Annotated in this window: 18 protein-coding genes; 9 read left to right on the forward strand and 9 right to left on the reverse strand. The window is 62.8% G+C overall.

Annotation, left to right across the window (positions count from 1 at the left end):
* Positions 1-20: 20 nt before the first annotated feature.
* The gene (locus tag ABX74_RS08350) at positions 21-860 is read right to left on the reverse strand and encodes a CPBP family intramembrane glutamic endopeptidase (RefSeq protein WP_019747640.1); all 840 of its coding nucleotides are present in this window, start codon (positions 858-860) and stop codon (positions 21-23) included.
* A gap of 85 nt (positions 861-945) precedes the next feature.
* On the opposite strand from ABX74_RS08350, the gene ABX74_RS08355 reads away from it, so the two are divergent.
* Positions 946-1,254 (forward strand): rhodanese-like domain-containing protein, encoded by a 309-nt coding sequence (locus ABX74_RS08355; protein WP_019747641.1) that lies wholly within the window; start codon positions 946-948, stop codon positions 1,252-1,254.
* A 48-nt stretch (positions 1,255-1,302) separates the two neighbouring features.
* Here ABX74_RS08355 and ABX74_RS08360 read toward each other — a convergent pair whose 3' ends face one another.
* Positions 1,303-1,944, reverse strand: coding sequence for a dihydrofolate reductase family protein (locus ABX74_RS08360; protein ID WP_029537878.1), 642 nt, complete (start codon positions 1,942-1,944; stop codon positions 1,303-1,305).
* A gap of 74 nt (positions 1,945-2,018) precedes the next feature.
* Positions 2,019-3,104, reverse strand: coding sequence for a TDT family transporter (locus ABX74_RS08365; RefSeq protein ID WP_047888632.1), 1,086 nt, complete (start codon positions 3,102-3,104; stop codon positions 2,019-2,021).
* Between the two features lie 90 nt (positions 3,105-3,194).
* Here ABX74_RS08365 and ABX74_RS08370 point away from each other — a divergent pair, with 90 nt between their 5' ends.
* Positions 3,195-4,106, forward strand: a complete 912-nt coding sequence (locus tag ABX74_RS08370; RefSeq protein ID WP_019747644.1) for a LysR family transcriptional regulator — start codon at positions 3,195-3,197, stop codon at positions 4,104-4,106.
* Between the two features lie 25 nt (positions 4,107-4,131).
* Here the strand turns inward: ABX74_RS08370 and ABX74_RS08375 are convergent, their stop codons facing one another.
* The gene (locus ABX74_RS08375; protein ID WP_031330947.1) at positions 4,132-4,812 is read right to left on the reverse strand and encodes a TetR/AcrR family transcriptional regulator; all 681 of its coding nucleotides are present in this window, start codon (positions 4,810-4,812) and stop codon (positions 4,132-4,134) included.
* A gap of 75 nt (positions 4,813-4,887) precedes the next feature.
* On the opposite strand from ABX74_RS08375, the gene ABX74_RS08380 reads away from it, so the two are divergent.
* From ABX74_RS08380 to ABX74_RS08390, 3 genes are all read left to right on the forward strand, one after another.
* The gene (locus ABX74_RS08380; protein ID WP_047888595.1) at positions 4,888-6,051 is read left to right on the forward strand and encodes an FAD-dependent oxidoreductase; all 1,164 of its coding nucleotides are present in this window, start codon (positions 4,888-4,890) and stop codon (positions 6,049-6,051) included.
* Positions 6,052-6,057: 6 nt separating this feature from the next.
* Positions 6,058-6,270 carry a hypothetical protein gene (locus ABX74_RS08385; RefSeq protein ID WP_053062000.1) on the forward strand — a complete coding sequence of 71 codons (213 nt, stop codon included), beginning with the start codon at positions 6,058-6,060 and terminating at the stop codon, positions 6,268-6,270.
* A 180-nt stretch (positions 6,271-6,450) separates the two neighbouring features.
* Positions 6,451-10,635, forward strand: a complete 4,185-nt coding sequence (locus ABX74_RS08390) for a bifunctional nitrate reductase/sulfite reductase flavoprotein subunit alpha (RefSeq protein WP_047888634.1) — start codon at positions 6,451-6,453, stop codon at positions 10,633-10,635.
* A 6-nt stretch (positions 10,636-10,641) separates the two neighbouring features.
* Here the strand turns inward: ABX74_RS08390 and ABX74_RS08395 are convergent, their stop codons facing one another.
* A complete protein-coding gene (locus ABX74_RS08395) occupies positions 10,642-11,106 on the reverse strand; it encodes a tRNA (cytidine(34)-2'-O)-methyltransferase (RefSeq protein WP_019747649.1) in 465 nt (154 codons plus the stop codon).
* A 136-nt stretch (positions 11,107-11,242) separates the two neighbouring features.
* Between ABX74_RS08395 and ABX74_RS08400 the strand changes: the two genes are divergently transcribed.
* Entirely contained in the window at positions 11,243-11,923 is a 681-nt protein-coding gene (locus tag ABX74_RS08400; protein ID WP_021343637.1) for an excalibur calcium-binding domain-containing protein, read from the forward strand.
* A 33-nt stretch (positions 11,924-11,956) separates the two neighbouring features.
* Positions 11,957-12,577: a pentapeptide repeat-containing protein gene (locus ABX74_RS08405; protein WP_003940770.1), complete on the forward strand. Its 621-nt coding sequence runs from the start codon at positions 11,957-11,959 to the stop codon at positions 12,575-12,577.
* A gap of 6 nt (positions 12,578-12,583) precedes the next feature.
* Here ABX74_RS08405 and ABX74_RS08410 read toward each other — a convergent pair whose 3' ends face one another.
* Positions 12,584-12,859: a DUF1905 domain-containing protein gene (locus ABX74_RS08410; protein WP_047888596.1), complete on the reverse strand. Its 276-nt coding sequence runs from the start codon at positions 12,857-12,859 to the stop codon at positions 12,584-12,586.
* A gap of 31 nt (positions 12,860-12,890) precedes the next feature.
* Positions 12,891-13,370, reverse strand: a complete 480-nt coding sequence (locus tag ABX74_RS08415) for a GNAT family N-acetyltransferase (protein ID WP_019747653.1) — start codon at positions 13,368-13,370, stop codon at positions 12,891-12,893.
* 64 nt (positions 13,371-13,434) lie between these two features.
* On the opposite strand from ABX74_RS08415, the gene ABX74_RS08420 reads away from it, so the two are divergent.
* Positions 13,435-14,292: a bifunctional methylenetetrahydrofolate dehydrogenase/methenyltetrahydrofolate cyclohydrolase gene (locus ABX74_RS08420; RefSeq protein ID WP_189637320.1), complete on the forward strand. Its 858-nt coding sequence runs from the start codon at positions 13,435-13,437 to the stop codon at positions 14,290-14,292.
* A 5-nt stretch (positions 14,293-14,297) separates the two neighbouring features.
* Complete coding sequence (locus ABX74_RS08425; RefSeq protein ID WP_003940740.1) at positions 14,298-14,582, forward strand: DUF3017 domain-containing protein; 285 nt, start codon at positions 14,298-14,300, stop codon at positions 14,580-14,582.
* A 5-nt stretch (positions 14,583-14,587) separates the two neighbouring features.
* On the opposite strand, the gene ABX74_RS08430 is transcribed toward ABX74_RS08425, so the two are convergent.
* Both ABX74_RS08430 and ABX74_RS08435 read right to left on the reverse strand, forming a co-directional pair.
* The gene (locus ABX74_RS08430) at positions 14,588-15,163 is read right to left on the reverse strand and encodes a hypothetical protein (RefSeq protein ID WP_020969123.1); all 576 of its coding nucleotides are present in this window, start codon (positions 15,161-15,163) and stop codon (positions 14,588-14,590) included.
* A complete protein-coding gene (locus ABX74_RS08435; RefSeq protein WP_223257859.1) occupies positions 15,163-16,992 on the reverse strand; it encodes a DEAD/DEAH box helicase in 1,830 nt (609 codons plus the stop codon). Before ABX74_RS08435 ends, ABX74_RS08430 begins: the two co-directional genes overlap by 1 nt.
* Positions 16,993-17,039 lie beyond the last annotated feature (47 nt).

Genomic DNA, 17,039 nt, shown 5'->3' on the forward strand with positions numbered 1-17,039 from the left:
TCTTGTACCCATGCGATCAGTCAGGCCGAGACGCGCGCGGGCTGCTCTTCGCCGACCCGGCCGCGGATGAAGAAGATGGCAACTACGCCGAAGGCGACCAGCACGACAGTGAGCAGTGTGGCGATCGTGGTGGCTCCGCTGGCACCCGTCGTCACCGAGGTGTCGAGCCCGCCGGTCGAGAGAATGGTGGTGGGGTCGGTGAGGCCGTGCAACACGATTGCGGCCCAGATCGTGCCCGTCACGCGCATGGTCAAGTACATGCACATTCCGAATCCGAAGGTGTAGACGACGGTGGCAAGGACTGTTGCCAGTTCCATTCCCGCGATGAAGTTCACCGTGTGCATGAGTGCGAACAGTAGGGACGACACAACAGCGACGAAGCGTTCTCGGTGGCCGGCATCACGAAGCATCTTCACTGCAATACCTCGGGTGACCAATTCCTCTGCGAGACCGACACATACACCGAGGGCGATCAACGAGACGATTTCGCCGGCCGACCACGCGCTCCAGTCGGTTCCGGCCAGGTGGGCAGCGATGGCGGCAACGACGATGATCGGCCCGATCCACATCCAGCCGCGTCCGCGTACCGGTTGAGGACCGAAGATACTGCTGAGCCAGCCGACCTTGACCGTGAAGATCAGCAACGCAACTGCACCGATCGCGATGGGCAACATGACGCCGAAGATGATGCTCGAGGCACTCGAGACCACGTTGTCCGTGTCGATCTGGTCGGCGAAAACACGCGAGATCACCTGCCCGGCGGCAAGGTAGAAGACCAAATAGGCAACGATGAGAAGGAGCAACTTCCACAAAGTGGGTCGACTCCAAAAACCCGACTTTTCGGGAACAGTATTGGTCATTGTCAGATCGTAAAGGCAACCACACGAAATCACGCGGTACCGTCTATTCGGACAGCAGCGAACACGAAGGCAGGACGCAGAAGACATGTTGGAAGTCGACTTGAATGCACTGGACACGGCATTGGCGGCAGGTGAGCCGCTGATCGACGTCCGTGAGCCCGACGAGTTCGCTCAGGTCCGAGTTCCCGGTGCGGCGCTCATTCCGCTCAGCGAATTCGTCTCTCGCGTCGGTGAAATTCCGGACGCGGAAACGGTGTACATCATCTGCGCCGTCGGTGGCCGTAGCCTGCAGGCCGCGGAGTATCTGCAGGCCCGTGGCATCAATGCCGTTTCGGTGGCCGGTGGAACAATGGCGTGGTACCAGTCGGGGCGCCAGGTCGAGACCGGAGCCTAAGACACAACTGATGGGGGCAGTTCCCGTTTCGGGAGCCGCCCCCACCGGTCACTTTCGCCAGAACAGGTGATGCGTCACGCCGCTCGGGCTCGGCACGATTTCGAGGTTGAAGCGGTCGCGCAACTCATCAGGTGTCTCCCACAGGCGTAGACCGGATCCGAATTCGATCGGGCAGACAGCGATGTGCATCGTGTCGACCAGATCGGCGTCGAGGAATTCACGGATAGTGCTGACCCCGCCGCCGAGTCGAACGTCCTTGCCCTGCGCGGCCTCACGTGCCTGCTCGAGGGCCGTCGCCGGGTCAGCGTCGACGAAGTGGAATGTCGTGTCCGATAGCGTGAACGACGGCCGCACGTGGTGGGTCAAGACAAAAACCGGGGTGTGGAACGGTGGCTCGTCGCCCCACCACCCCTGCCACTCGAGATTCTCCCAAGGGCCGCGGTAGGGTGCGAATTTGTTGCGGCCCATGATTTCGGCACCGATGTTGTTGGAGAAGTCCCGCGTGAAATAGTCGTCGATGCCTCGGCTGCCGCCGGGATCGGTGCGATTGGGCCAGCTCGCTGTAGCTCCCGCCCACGCAAACATTTCACCGTGGTCCAGGCCGAACGGGCTCTCGAAGCTTTGGTCCGGACCGCAGGCTATTCCGTCACTGGAAACGCTGAAATTCTGTACTCGTAATAACTGACTCACCATGTACTCCCGCTCTCGACAATGGTCTACGTGAGTACAGACCGTACGGCGAGGCAAAACTCATCGGTGCCAATTCATGCAGCCGCGGGGAGAGCTCCACTGCGGATCGATCGGACGGTCCGCACCGCGACGGTTGCCCAGATGGGGATCAGCACGGTCAGCAGGGCAAGTGCGATTCCCAGAATCAGCGTCGAACCGGTGGCGACTCCGAAGGCATTCGCTCCGACTGCACATGCTCCGATGGGGAAGGTGAAGCTCCACCAACCGAGCGAGAAGTCCAAGCCGCGGCGCAGTGCGTGGATGGTCACGGTGGTGACGGTGACAAATGCGATGACGCCGATGATTCCGACGACGGTTCCGTATGCGATTCCGAATTCGTGCAGGGTGTCGGCGTGCTCGGTACTGAGTGCATGCCGTGAGGCGGCGGCCAACAGGTTGGATGCTGCGATCGACTGTCCGATCACGCCCAACGGAATCCACAGCGAGGGAATGGCATTGAACGGGATCACGTCGACGCCAGCCGAGCGGTTGCGTGCGAACTGCCTCGCGACGGCTATCAGAATGCCGATAGCGGCGGTCAGTGCCAGAGCGAACAGGATGTAGCAGAAGATCAGTACCGCGATGCGCGGAGCGCCTTCGGGCATGTGGGTGCTGACCGCTGCGCCGGTGGTGGCCGAGACCATCGGAGGTACGACGGGCATCAGCCAGAACGGCATTGCCGTCGCCATCCCAGCATCTCGAACGAGACGAATCATCATCACGACGTAGGTGACCAGGCCGAGTGCCGTGCCGAGTATCCACAGAGTCAGCGAGACGGTGATCGCCACGTCGTGGCCGAGGAAGTCCGGCCCGGTGATGCCGGTTGCCGATCCCACGGTCAGCAGGGCCATGGCGACGGCTCCGTAGAACGGGAACATCGCGGGGCTGTGCTGGTAGGCGAGGGCCTGACATCGATGTTGTGACCAATGGGTGGCAAATGCGCCGATCAAGGCGCACAGTACGAGAACTGCCAGAACCCAGAAGATTTCCGAGACCAGCTTCAAGCCTTCGATCTCCGGTTCGAGCGAAGCTGCGGCCACCGAGACGATTCCCGTTCCCATCGCTGCCGCGAACCAGTTCGGGGTGATGTGGGCGAAGGTGGGACTCGTTGTGGTGGTCATGTATTTCACTGTCGTCTCATCCGGTTCGTACCGGTAGACCGGTTGTCCTTGAATGCCCACAATCTCGCCTTGTGGGTCTAATCTTGGTCTATGTCGTTGTCTCCTCGGGTGCCGGAACTCAGTGCCCTCGACGTCCTGCTTTCCGTAGGGCGTCTAGGCAGCATGGGTGCTGCCGGCCGGGAGCACGGACTCAGTCAGCAAGCGGTCAGCGCCCGGGTGCGTTCGGTCGAACGGCAGCTCGGAATCAAGGTTTTCGATCGAGCGGCGACCGGTGTTCGTCCCACCGCCGAGGGCGGTCTGATTCTCGAGTGGGCAAGTCACATCCTCGTCAGTGCCGAGGAAATGGCATCGGGAGTTGCCGCACTTCGCGGTGAACGCGACGCTGCCGTCACAGTTGCCGCCAGCATGACCATCGCCGAGTATCTGGTTCCCGGATGGACGGTCGCGATGCGGCACAAGTTCCCCAACGTCGTGGCGTCGGTGAGCTTGCACAATTCCTCGGATGTCTCTGCTCAAGTGCAGGCAGGCCAGGCCGATATCGGATTCGTCGAAGGTCCGGATGTGCCGTCGGCGCTCGCGTCGTGCGAGGTAGCGCGTGATCACCTCGTCGTGGTTGTGCCGCCGGGACACGACTGGGCCAATGGTGTGCCTGTTCCGGTTGCGGACCTCGCACGCACGCCGCTGATTCAGCGCGAGTCAGGGTCAGGGACGCGTCTGACGCTCGAGAATGCTGTTCCCGATTGTGTGCCGCCGTTGCTCGAGCTCACCTCGTGCACCGCAGTCAAGGCTGCGGTGGTGGCAGGCAACGCGCCCGCCGTTCTGTCGTCGTTGGCCGTTGCTGCCGACCTGACGGACGGCCGACTGGTCGCGGTCAACGTCGACGGCTTGCGGATGCCGAGGCGACTCCAAGCCGTCTGGGATCCCGATCGCGGATTGCGCGGTGCGGCAAGAGATTTCCTCGACATAGCGCTCGGCTCCAACACCGCTGTTCACTCGCGTTGACGGCTGCGGCTGACGGGAACGGCTGCTATCGGACGGTGTCGATCCCCGCGAGGATGAGGTCGATGCCTGCCAGAAACTGTTCTCGGTCGTCGTGGTCGCGCAATTGCGCCGTCACCTGATTGAGGAACGGGTACTTCGCGGAATCGAGTTCTTCCCACCGCTGCGCGACGGTGGCGAGGAAGGCGGACCGATCTGTCTCGCGGGGGAGGAGGCGGGCGCCCGCGGCATACTGTCCGGCGAGGCCGAGCACGTAGTTCAGGAGTGCGGACGCACAATCGAACTGTGCCGGTTGGGGAACGCCGAGTGCTTGGAGTTGCCCTCCCAGACTCTCGAAGATCTGCATCACCGCTGATTGCCACGGCTCGCGGGAGAGTTGGGTGCCGACCCACGGGTGCGCGTCGATCGCGTCGAACACACCGAGAGTGATGATCCGGATCGCCTCACGTGGGGTTGCGCTTTCGGTTCCTTCGGTGGTCACGCGGGCGATGACGTCGTCGGTCGCCGCGGCGAGCAGTTCGCTCTTGTTGGCGACGTGCCAGTAAATTGCCCCGCTACCTGTTGCCAGGCGTGCGGAGAGTGCGCGAAATGTCAGCGCAGTTTCGCCCTCGTCGTCGAGGATCTCGATCGCAGCCTCGACGATTCGCTCCTTCGAGAGCGCGTCCGTACGTCGTTCGGTCCGCTGATTCCTGGTCGCCATGCGAACCATCTTGACATATCTGGAACGCCGTTCCAAGATGGTCGTTGGAACGACGTTCCAACCGAAGGCTGAAAGGAAACAAACATGAGCAACTCGATAACGATCATCGGGGCGGGCCTCGGCGGTCTGACCCTCGCGCGCGTCCTCCACGTTCACGGAATTCCGTCGAAGATCTACGAGGCGGAACCGTCGGCAGAAGCTCGCACGCAGGGCGGCCAACTCGACATCCATGAACACAACGGTCAGGCGGCGCTCGATGCTGCCGGCCTCATCGACGAGTTCCGCGCGATCATCTACGAGGGCGGTGCCGCGTCGCGCGTACTCGATCAACACGCCGCTGTACTCCTCGACGAACCCGATGACGGCACGGGAGTCCGTCCTGAAGTGCTGCGCGGAGACCTCCGACGGATCCTGCTCGAATCCCTTCCGGACGGCACGATCGAATGGGGACGCAAGGTCGACAGTGTCCGCTCGCTCGGCTCACGGAACACCGCCGACGAGCGCGCTGACGGCCGACACGAACTGACCTTTGCCGACGGTTCGACGGTGACTACCGACCTCCTCGTCGGCGCCGACGGTGCCTGGTCGAAGATCCGCCCCTTGCTCTCCGATGCGAAGCCCGAATACGTCGGCACGACGTTCGTCGAGACGTATCTGTACGACGTCGACGAGAAGCATTCGGCTGCAGCCGAGGCAGTCGGTGACGGGGCGATGTACGCGCCCGCACCAGGAAAAGCGATCGCCGCGCATCGAGAGGCGGGGGACATCGTGCACACCTACGTCCAGCTGAACCGTACGGCGGAGTGGTTTGCCGGTATCGATTTCACCGACGCCGCTGCTGCGACAGCGCGGGTCGCGGCCGAGTTCGACGGTTGGGCAACGGAACTCACTGCGCTGATCACAGACGGCGAAACCGCTCCGATTCCGCGCGCGATCCATGCACTTCCCGACGAGCACCGATGGGATCGCGTGCCTGGGGTCACGCTCCTCGGTGACGCGGCACATCTGATGGCTCCGTCCGGTGAGGGTGCGAACTTGGCCATGTTCGACGGCGCCGAACTGGGAAGAGCGATCGCCGCGCACCCGGACGACATCGAAGCGGCACTGAGCGGCTACGAGGAAGCGATGTTCGTGCGCAGTGCATCCGAGGCCGCTGACTCGCACGTGATCCTTGATCTCTGCCTCGGTGAAGGCGCACCGTATTCACTGGTCGACTTCTTCACCGGCGCTGCTTCCGTATCCGGATAATGGGCAGTGCTGTGGCACGACGGTTACGCGGTCGATGTCGAAGCGATAGCCGAACATCCCGAATACCGGGGAGCGACCGTCGTCGACCTTGCCCGAGAAATTGCCCGCGGCAGGCGACTGACGCCTGCCGTACTGGGGCTCGCACGGAGCGCGTCCTTCGATCCGCAGGACGTCAAAAGGGTCTGGCACTACATTGCTCGATTCGGCGGCAGGGCGTAGAACTGGGCATTCGCGTATCGCTGCCCGTCGACGACCGCCGGTTCCGGGACCGCACATCGGTCCGAAGGGCGCGGTGAGGAAAGAGTGATTGATACGCAACATCGAGCATGAACTCCCGAAACAACTGCATCCGAAGATAGAAGTCGACCTTGATCCTCGGTCGAAGGGATGCATGAATCGATGGGCGCTCAACTCACCACCACCAGTGTCGACACACTCTGCGCGTACTGCGGGGTCGGCTGTGGTCTTGTCCTCGACATCATCACCGATCCGGAGACGGGACGCCGGAAGGCTGCGAAGTCTTCCGGTCTGAAGACACATCCCACCAACTTCGGGCGTCTGTGCACCAAAGGGACCACGACCGCAGACATGCTCGCAGGTCCAGGGCGAATGGACTCTGCATATCGCCGTCCGCGCCGAGGGGATGCGATCGAAGCCGCGGACATGGACGCCGTCATCACTGACACCGCCCAGCGTCTACGGGCAATCATCGACGAGCACGGCCCCGACGCATTTGCGTTGTACGTGTCCGGGCAGATGTCTCTCGAAGCCCAGTACTTGTCGAACAAACTGGCCAAGGGATTCATCGGGACCAATCAGATCGAATCGAACTCCCGGTTGTGCATGGCGAGTGCCGGCACCGGGTACAAACAGTCTCTCGGGGCCGACGGACCGCCCGGTTCCTATCAGGACTTCGAACACGCCGACGTGTTCTTCGTGACCGGCGCGAACATGGCGGACTGCCATCCGATCCTCTTTCTGCGGATGCAGGAGCGGATCAAGGCAGGCGCGAAGTTGATCGTCGTCGACCCTCGACGCAGTGCCACCGCCGACAAGGCGAACTTGTTCCTGCAGATCGCTCCCGGCACCGATCTCGCGCTACTCAACGGACTACTCCACCTGCTCGTGGTGAACGGCCACACCGACCCTGACTTCATCGCCGACTTCACCGAAGGCTGGGAGGTGATGCCCAGTTTCCTCGCGGAGTACACCCCGGAGAAGGTCAGTGAGATCACCGGTATCCCCGAGGCCGACATCCGCACTGCAGCGCAGTGGATCGGTGAGGCTGCAAACTGGATGAGCTGTTGGACAATGGGTTTGAACCAGAGCACCCACGGCACGTGGAACACCAACGCCATCTGCAACCTTCACCTTGCGACCGGTGCGATCTGCAAGCCCGGCAGCGGTCCGTTCTCGCTGACCGGGCAGCCGAACGCCATGGGTGGGCGTGAAATGGGCTACATGGGTCCAGGTTTGCCCGGCCAGCGCGCCGTGATGGTCGACGCCGATCGCGAATTCGTAGAGGAGAGGTGGGGGATCCCGCAAGGCTCGCTGCGCACCGACATCGGCGGTGGCACCATCGACATGTTCTCCCGCATGGCGGCGGGTGACATCAAGGCATGCTGGATCATCTGCACCAATCCCGTTGCAACGGTAGCCAACCGCAAGACCGTCATCGACGGCTTGGAGAAGGCTGACCTCGTCATCACCCAGGATGCGTTCCTGGGCACCGAGACCAACGAATACGCCGATGTTCTGCTGCCCGCGTCACTGTGGACAGAGTCCGACGGAGTGATGATCAATTCCGAACGCAACCTGACGCTCTTTCAGCAGGCACTGGATCCGGTCGGGCAGGCGCTGCCTGATTGGCAGATCATCGCCCGGATCGCCTGCGAGATGGGGTATGCCGAGGCGTTCACCTACACCTGTGCCGAAGAGGTGTTCGAAGAGATCAAGCAGTTCTGGAATCCGAAGACCGGCTACGACTTACGCGGCGTCACCTACGAGCGCCTCCGCAAGACATCAATCCAGTGGCCGTGCCCACCAGACAGTGATCAGGACCGTCATCCCATCCGATACGTCAATGACGGTGTCAGTCAAAGGCTCCTGATCCGCGAGGACGGCAGCACTCCGCGGCTCGCATTTCCCACCGCCACTGGCCGTGCGATGTTCTTCGCACGGCCGCACATGCTTCCCGCCGAAATGCCCGACGACGACTATCCATTCCTGCTCAACACCGGTCGTCTCGCGCACCAGTGGCACACCATGACCAAGACCGGCAAGGTCGCCAAGCTGAACAAACTCAACCCAGGTCCCTTCGTCGAGATCCATCCCGACGACGCCGCCAGGCTCGGCGTCGTCGACCAGGATGCGATCGAGGTTGCCTCACGCCGCGGTCGCGCTGTGCTACCGGCCGTCATCACCGACCGAGTGCGTCCGGGGAACTGCTTTGCCCCATTTCACTGGAACGACGCCTTCGGCGAATATCTGTCCATCAACGCTGTCACCAACGACGCCATCGATCCAGCCTCGCAGCAACCGGAGTTCAAAGCCTGTGCTGTCACTATGACGAAGGTCGCCGTGAACACACCTGAAACAGTGCTCGCCGAGGCGCCGCTGGTGGCTTCCGCGCCAGCTGATCGGGCTTTGTCGCGAACCGATGTCCTCGCGGATGTCATCGGTCAAACAGGAATACCTGCAGTGGTATTCGATGCGCTCCAGCAGAGCTACCTGGCCGGTCTTCTCGCCGCGTTGCGTGCGGACGCCGATCGCACTGCCGGGGTCCCGACGTTGCCGTCGACGGCGCCGTTCGATGCCGAAAAGCGGATGTGGGTCGACGGGGTATTGGCCGGCCTGTACTCGCGAACCTCGCTCCCTGACACCGACGGGCCCGCGTTGTCCTCGGCTCCGGGCATTGCGACAGAACGCGCGCCGATCGTGGTGCTCTGGGCATCGCAGACCGGAAACGCGGAAGAATTCGCCGCCGCCTGCGCTGCTCGTCTCGGGGAAGTTGGCTTGCCCGTGGTGATGCATGCAATGGACGAGTTCCCGGCCGCCGACCTGGTGGCCACCCGGGAGGTCCTCCTGATCACCAGTACCTCCGGTGACGGCGAATCCCCGGACAACGGCAGCGGTTTCTGGGATGCGCTGGCTGCTGACACGGCGCCCCGCATGGCCGAGACACGGTATGCAGTAATTGCTTTCGGTGACTCGAACTATGACGACTTCTGTGGGCATGGACGAAAGCTTGACGCCCGCCTTGCTGAACTGGGGGCCAGTCGTATCGTCGATCGCGCCGACTGTGAGCCCGATTTCGAGGACACCGCTGCTGGATGGCTGGACTCTGTCACGGCTGAACTTCAGCGCTCGGCGGCTGGTGAGACGGCCGACGTAGTCGTTGCAAGGAAGAATTCTGGGACAACCGTTGCGGCCAAGCCGATTTCACCGACGATGTCGGCGCCGCTGCAGTACAACAAGAAGGCCCCGCTGACCACAGCCTTGACGCGCAATGTCGTGCTCAACCGGCCAGGCTCTTCCAAAGACGTGCGGCAGTTGGGCTTTCACCTTCCGGACGACACGGTCAGTTACGAAGCCGGCGACGCTCTCGGAGTCTGGCCCCGAAACAGCTCTCCGTTTGTCGACGAGTGGCTCACCCTCACCGGCCTCGACGGTGAGGAGGTCGTAGAACTGGGGCAGTACGGCGATATGACCCTGCGTACCGCGCTCACCGAACGCCTGGAGATCACTCGAATCTCGAGCGAGATGATTCGGTTCGTGCATCAACGAACTCGCGACGCGGACCTCGCCGAGTTGATGAAGCCGGAGAACATCTCCACGCTCAAAGACTGGTCGTGGGGACGACAGTCCGTCGACGTACTTGCGCAGTCACCCGTTCGTGCCTCGACGGACGAATGGCTCTCCCTCCTCAAACCGCTTCAGCCGCGGCTGTATTCGATATCTTCCAGTCCGAAGGAGAACCCACGCGAAGTGCAGCTGACGGTGTCCGCGGTGCGCTACAACGTCGCGGGTGTCCCACGGCGTGGGGTGTGCTCGACCTACCTCGCAGACCATGCCCACGATGATGACATCGGCATCTTCGTGCAGAAGTCGACCCATTTCCGGCCACCGTCCGATCCCGAAACCCCGATGATCATGGTCGGTCCGGGAACCGGCATCGCGCCGTTCCGTGCCTTCCTGCATGAGCGTCGGGCATTGGGGCACACGGGCCCGAACTGGCTGTTCTTCGGGGAACAGCACGCCGCGACCGACTTCTACTACCGCGAAGAAATCGAAGAATTGCGGAAAGACGGATTCCTCACCGAACTCGACCTCGCATTTTCCCGGGATCAAGCCGACAAGGTCTACGTGCAGGACCGGATGCGTGAGCGCGGTGCGCTGCTGTGGGAGTGGTTGCAGAAGGGCGCCCACTTCTACGTCTGCGGCGATGCCAACCGGATGGCCAAGGACGTCGACAGTGCCCTCAACGGGGTGGTCGCTCAACACGGAAAACTGGCACCTCGTAGTGCGGAGGCGTACGTGAAGGCTCTCTCGGCCGAGAAGCGGTACGTCCGAGACGTCTACTGACGTCGATCAGACGGCGCCCTTGAACCCGTGCTGACGCCACGCCTCGTACGTCACGAGGGCGGCGGCGTTGGACAGGTTGAGGGACCGGCGTCCGGGAAGCATCGGGATACGCAGGCGCTCGGTGATGTGTTCGTCCGCCAATACTTCTTCGGACAGTCCGGTGGGCTCGGGCCCGAACAGCAGGACGTCGCCGGGTTGGTAGGCGATATCGGCATAGGACGTGGTCGCGTGCGCGGTGAAGGCGAACACGCGAGCGGGGGTGACGGCTTCCCACGCCGCAGCAAGGTTCTCGTGGACCGTGACAGTCGCCAGATCGTGGTAATCCAAGCCTGCGCGCTTGAGTTTCGGCTCCGACAAGTCGAACCCGAGAGGGCCGACCAGGTGGAGTTCGCAACCGGTGCCCGCGACCATGCGGATCGCGTTTCCGGTGTTGGGTGGGATGCGGGGCTCGTGGAACATCACTCGGAACACTCGAGGAACTGTACCGGGCGTCGTATCGGTGCCCGCGTCCGTGAGAAGACCGGTCGGGAAGTGTGGGCGAATTGGTAACAAACCGGCCAGTCCGTGCGAATCTATTTCCGGCACTCTTCGCAGAACGGACATTTTGATGAACCCTCCCGCCGGTTGGAACCCCGACCCCTTCGACCCCACGATCGACCGTTACTGGGACGGTCAGCAGTGGACTGCACAGACACGGCCCAAGGGCGTCGACGCACCCACTCAAGCCTTCGGCACTCCCACCCAGGTCTTCGGTGCTCCCGGATCGCCGGTGCCGGACGCAAACGCCGAGGAAGGCAAGACGCGGCGTAAGTGGCCGTGGATCGCCGGCGCAGCAGTCGTGGGGCTGGTTGCCATCGCCGCGGCGACGGGCGCGGGCAAGTCGGAAGAATCAACGACGCCTGCTGTGGCCTCTTCTACGACAGCGGCGGCGACGACAACCAAAAGCACGGTCCCGTCGACGACGAAGACCACGACGTCGTCCCTCTTGCCGACGACGACAACGATCGTGCCGCCACCAACGACGACAACCGTGGCAATCGTGCCGCTGGTTCCGCAGGTGCCGGAGATCACGACTACGCCGTACGTTCCGCCCGCGCCGGCGTACACGCCGCCGAAGACAACGGAACCCGCGTACGTTCCGCCGCCGGCAAAGGTGCCTGATGCAGGGGTGTATTACGCCAACTGCTCAGCGGTGCGAGCGGCTGGTGCTGCCCCGATCTACCGCGGCGATCCCGGCTATTCGTCCAAGCTTGATCGTGACGGTGACGGCGTGGCCTGCGAGACCTAGGCGATCGAAGCGGTGTCGGTGCGGCGGGGCAGTATGGACGGCATGCTCCCCGAAGAATCCGACGACGTCGTCGGCGAAGACTATTCAGACGCGCGGCTGGCCGGGCAGAAGTGGCGTCAGCGCACTTTCACCAATTGCAATTTCCGAGATGCCGACCTCACCGGACTCACGACGGAGTCGGTGGTGTTCACGGATTGTGATTTCACCGGCACCGATCTGGGGGAGTCCGTGCACACGGGAACGGCGTTTCGCTCCTGCAATTTTGCTCGGACCAGCCTGTGGCACAGTACGTTCCGAAACTGCAGTCTGCTCGGGTCGACGTTCGACGGTTGCCGTATCCGGCCGTTGACGCTCGACGAAGTCGACTTCTCGTTGACCTCACTCGGTGGAGCGGACCTGAGGAAGATCGACTTCACCTCATGCCGATTCCGTGAAGCGAACCTGGTTCGGGCCGACATGCGGGGCGCGGTCCTGGCGTCGGCGGATCTGTCCGGTGCTCGTACGGGTGGACTCAAACTCGAAGGTGCAGATCTGCGCGGCGCGCGGATCGATCCGAGCCTGTGGACGTCCGCATCCGTCGGAAACGCGCAGATCGAGTTGATGCAGGCGGTGGCTTATGCGTCGGCGCACGGTCTTGTCGTAGACATGAAGTAGAGGCGCCTAGCTCTCCACGCGCTCCTCGAGGCGCACTGTCACCATCTCGCCGGTCTCCTTGCCGATGGCGTTGCGAAGATCGGCTTTGACCGGCAGCTTGTGGTTGCCGTCTCCCAGCGCCATGAACGAACTCTGGAACGGATGTCCGTCGATCGTCCCGCGTACCTTGACCAGGCCGCGGGTGCCGAAGAACTCGGCGGACTCCGGCCAGATCACGTAGGTCCACCCACCCTTGGCGTCACTCTTCTGCAAGGTGGCCGTGAATTCCTTGTCCAGCAACATGATGACTGTCCCTTCGGGTCGTACCTTGTGATCAGCGGATGAATTCCCGTGCGAGCAGATCCATCAGCAGTCCGTCCTTCCACACACCATGGCGATCTCGCGAGTACTCGCGCATCACCCCGACGTCTTTGAACCCCACCGATCGGTAGCAAGCGATGGCGACGGAGTTGTCGACTTCCGGGTCGATGACCAGACGGTGGAATGCGAGGTCGTCGATCAGGTGGGCACACAGCACCCGAATCGATTCGCGACCGAACCCTTGGCTGTGAAAGTCGGGATCGAGGAACAAGTCGAGCCCGGCGTGGCGGAAGTCGGGATTGTCCTCCGCCTCATACCACTGGATGAAGCCGATCAGGTGGTCGCCGTAGAAGATGCTGTAGCGCGTGGTGCCGGCCTCCGGCGCTGCAGGCCAGTCGTCGTCGGGATTTTGCCACCACTGCACGACGTCCGGGTGCAGGTGAATTGCCCGCAGACGGGCGTGATGATCGGGCGCGACGGGGGAGAGGAGCACCCTCGGGCCGCGTAGTTCCGGAGCCGTTGTCACTCATCGACCCTAACCTGGAACAATGGTCGCCGTGACTGCAACGATCCTCGACGGCAAAGCTACCCGCGACGAAATCTTCGAAGACCTGAAGGTGCGGGTGAGCGCTCTGAAGGCAGAGGGCATCACACCCGGCTTGGGCACCATCCTGGTGGGCGACGACCCGGGATCCGCGGCTTACGTGCGCGGCAAGCACAACGACTGCGCCAAGGTCGGTATCAATTCTTTGCGACGCGACCTGCCTGCCGACATCACGCAGGAACAGCTCAACGCGACGATCGACGGACTCAATGCCAATCCCGAGTGCACCGGCTACATCGTGCAGTTGCCGCTCCCCAAGCACCTCGACGAGAACGCGGCCCTCGAGCGTATCGACCCCGACAAGGATGCCGACGGCTTGCATCCGGTCAACCTCGGTCGACTGGTGTTGGGCAAGGAAGCCCCGCTGCCGTGCACCCCACGTGGAATCCTCCACCTTCTGCGTCGCTACGAGGTCCCGATTGCCGGTGCACACGTGGTGGTTGTCGGACGCGGCGTCACGGTCGGTCGTCCGATCGGATTGCTGCTGACGCGTCGTAGCGAGAACGCGACGGTCACGCTCTGCCACACCGGTACCCGCGATCTCGCGGCCGAGGTTCGCCGCGCCGACATCATCGTCGCTGCCGCCGGCGTTCCCGGCCTCATCACCGCAGACATGGTCAAGCCCGGGGCAGCGGTCCTCGACGTCGGCGTCAGTCGCACCGACGACGGCCTGCGCGGCGACGTGGCAGCCGACGTGAACGAGGTCGCCGGCTTCGTCTCACCCAATCCCGGTGGTGTCGGACCGCTGACCCGCGCGTTCCTGATCACCAACGTGGTCGAGCGCGCCGAGCGGGTTCTGGCCGGAGTCTGAGTCCGATGTCCTCACTGGTCGGCCTCGCGAAGAAGAATCTGCCCATGCTCGCGGTCCTCGCCGTGATCGCGGCGGCCGTGGTTCTCGTGCTGGCCGACCGGTGGCGTCGCGGCGCCCTCGTCTTCGGTGTTGCCGTCATCATCGGAGCTGCCGCTCGGTGGTTCGTTCCCGAGAATCGTGTGGGGTTGCTCGCGGTGCGCGGAAGGGTCTTCGACACTGCGGCGATGGGTGTGATGGGTGTGTTGATCGCGACGCTCGCCCTGACCATCGATCCGCTCGGCACCGACTGAGAAGATCAGTCCCCGTAGAACGAGCGAATGTCGATATCACTCAAGGGGATCCACTCCGGTGAATCTGTGGATGTCGACTTCTTTCCAGCCTTGACCGGTGCACTTCGCAGCGTCACCGCAAGTGCAGGTTCCTCGTCGATTCGCCCGGCCAGGGCGTAGATCGCGGCGAGATGGTGAACGCACGGCGAGCGTCGACCTGAGCAGTCGCAGCTGGCAGTGCACTCCGAAAGATCAACGGCTACTGCGATATTTCGAGCCTGCAGTTCGGTGACGATGCTGTCCGGCAGTTCGCCGGTGGAGACGGATCTGTTGGCCTTTCCCGCCGAACGGAGAAGGCTCTTCACTGCGGCGATTTCGGATTTGGTCCAGAGCGGGACAGAAATTGTCACCGACGAGGTTTTTGCTTTGGTGCTCACCTCCGCGACGACGGTCCCCGATGAGACCACGGTGAACTCCACGGAACCGTTGCGTGCGAGGGTACGAGCCGTCGGCAGGGACGGGTTCGGACCGGATGCCGCGGTCCGCTCCACCGTGCGCAGCCATGCTCGACCCCAAGCGGTGACACCGAATTCGTTGGCCATCAGATGATCACCGCGCCGTCGAGTTCGAGGAGTTCACGCAGTTCGGTGTCGGGTAGATCGGCCAGGGCGGCCTCGACGTTCCCGGAAACAGCATCGGCCACAGCTCGTTTGGACTCGTGCATCGCTGCGATGTGATCCTCGACGGTACCGCCCGTCACCAAGGTGTGGACGTTGACGGTGCGCTTCTGGCCGATGCGGTGTGCCCGGTCGGTTGCTTGGTCCTCGACGGCTGGGTTCCACCACCGGTCGTAGTGCACGACGTGACTTGCTCGCGTGAGGTTGAGGCCGAAGCCGGCGGCGCGCAAGCTCAGAATCAGAACCGGTGGTGAATCCGTGTCGTTCTGGAATGCGTCGACCATCGCGTCGCGCTTGTCGGTGTTCAGGCCGCCGTGAAGGAAGGGGATTGCGCCGATTCCCAACTCGGAGCCCAGGTGCCGCGAAAGCATCTCGCCCATCGTCCGGTACTGCGTGAATATCAGCGCGCGATCGCCGTCGTCGACGATCTCGGCAATCATTTCCGTTGCGCGGTCGAGCTTTCCGGATCTTCCGTAGAGGTCATCCGTATCGCCGGTGACCTGCGCCGGATGATTGCATACCTGCTTGAGGGTGGTCAGCAGCGCAAGGATGTTGCCGCGCCGGGCAATTCCCGTACCCAAACCGGTGTCGAAAGCATCTGCAACTGCCGACCGATAGATGCGCGCCTGTTCCGACGTCAGAGTGCACGAGACGGTGGAGAATTGCTTGGGCGGAAGATCCTTGGCCACTGTGTCTTTGGTTCTGCGCAGAATGAACGGATCGATGACCGCGGCAAGCCTGGTCGCCGCGGTGGCCGATCGACCGGATTCGATCGGTACGGCAAAGCGTTGACGAAACCGTGCGCGAGTTCCGAGGACTTCAGGATTTGCGACGCGAAAGAGCGACCACAATTCTTCGAGGCGGTTCTCCACCGGCGTACCGGTCATCGCTACCTTGACGTCGGCCGACAACTGCATTGCGGCCTTCGCTGCCAGCGAAGAGGGGTTCTTGATCTGCTGTGCCTCGTCGAAGACCACTGAACTCCAATGGATCGGGGCCAATTGGTCTGCGTCGGAACGCAAGACGCTGTAGCTGGTCAGCACCGTGGTGCCGGCAGGGACACGAGTGGGAAGTGTGCGAGCAGTCCCGTGATGAACGTGTAGTGGCAGATGCGGAGCGAATCGCTCGATCTCGCGGCGCCAGTTTCCTATCACCGAGGTGGGACACACAACCAGGTGCGGACCGTCGTCGGCGCGGATCGCGATCATCGAAATCGCTTGCAGTGTCTTGCCCAAACCCATCTCGTCGGCGAGGATTCCACCGCCCGAACCCGACAGTGCAGTCAGCCAGGCAACTCCGTGCACTTGATACGGGCGCAATGTCGCCTGAATCTTTGCTCGGCGAAGACTCTCGATGGCCGCGCGCGCTTCCGTGATCAATTGCACCGTCGACCGGGCGCTTCTGATTCTCGTGTCGTCGCGCTCGATCGCGGCATGCGCTGCAGTCGGAATGTCATGTGCGCCGGTGTCGATGACGCGCTTCCATGCGAGCAACGACGGTCCGAGGTCGTCGCGACGTGCATCGAGGGTGTGCAAGGCGTCGATCGCGGTGGCGAGGTCGAGCAGTTGCGCTGCGACGTCGGTCGCTGTGATCGACTCGTCGACCGGGATCGCCAGCCGGCAGATGCCCGGCGATCCCGTCGGCATCCCCAGCGCAGACAGGCGCGCTGCCGGATCTGGGTCACCCCAGAACGCGAAGGACATGTGCTCGGGAATGTACGTAGCCTGCAGGCGCGTCGAGCATGGCTGATTCACGTTCGCCGATGCTAGCCGCGCCGGCTCAGGTATGCCAATGAAAATGT

Source organism: Rhodococcus sp. ARP2 (genome assembly GCF_001029585.1).
GTDB classification, from domain to species: domain Bacteria; phylum Actinomycetota; class Actinomycetes; order Mycobacteriales; family Mycobacteriaceae; genus Rhodococcus_F; species Rhodococcus_F erythropolis.

Coding starts and splice junctions, on each gene's coding strand:
- ABX74_RS08350 (WP_019747640.1), bottom strand. CDS start 860: ATGACCAATACTGTTCCCGAAAAGTCGGGTTTTTGGAGTCGACCCACT.
- ABX74_RS08355 (WP_019747641.1), top strand. CDS start 946: ATGTTGGAAGTCGACTTGAATGCACTGGACACGGCATTGGCGGCAGGT.
- ABX74_RS08365 (WP_047888632.1), bottom strand. CDS start 3,104: ATGACCACCACAACGAGTCCCACCTTCGCCCACATCACCCCGAACTGG.
- ABX74_RS08370 (WP_019747644.1), top strand. CDS start 3,195: ATGTCGTTGTCTCCTCGGGTGCCGGAACTCAGTGCCCTCGACGTCCTG.
- ABX74_RS08375 (WP_031330947.1), bottom strand. CDS start 4,812: ATGGTTCGCATGGCGACCAGGAATCAGCGGACCGAACGACGTACGGAC.
- ABX74_RS08380 (WP_047888595.1), top strand. CDS start 4,888: ATGAGCAACTCGATAACGATCATCGGGGCGGGCCTCGGCGGTCTGACC.
- ABX74_RS08390 (WP_047888634.1), top strand. CDS start 6,451: ATGGGCGCTCAACTCACCACCACCAGTGTCGACACACTCTGCGCGTAC.
- ABX74_RS08400 (WP_021343637.1), top strand. CDS start 11,243: ATGAACCCTCCCGCCGGTTGGAACCCCGACCCCTTCGACCCCACGATC.
- ABX74_RS08405 (WP_003940770.1), top strand. CDS start 11,957: ATGGACGGCATGCTCCCCGAAGAATCCGACGACGTCGTCGGCGAAGAC.
- ABX74_RS08410 (WP_047888596.1), bottom strand. CDS start 12,859: ATGTTGCTGGACAAGGAATTCACGGCCACCTTGCAGAAGAGTGACGCC.
- ABX74_RS08425 (WP_003940740.1), top strand. CDS start 14,298: ATGTCCTCACTGGTCGGCCTCGCGAAGAAGAATCTGCCCATGCTCGCG.
- ABX74_RS08430 (WP_020969123.1), bottom strand. CDS start 15,163: ATGGCCAACGAATTCGGTGTCACCGCTTGGGGTCGAGCATGGCTGCGC.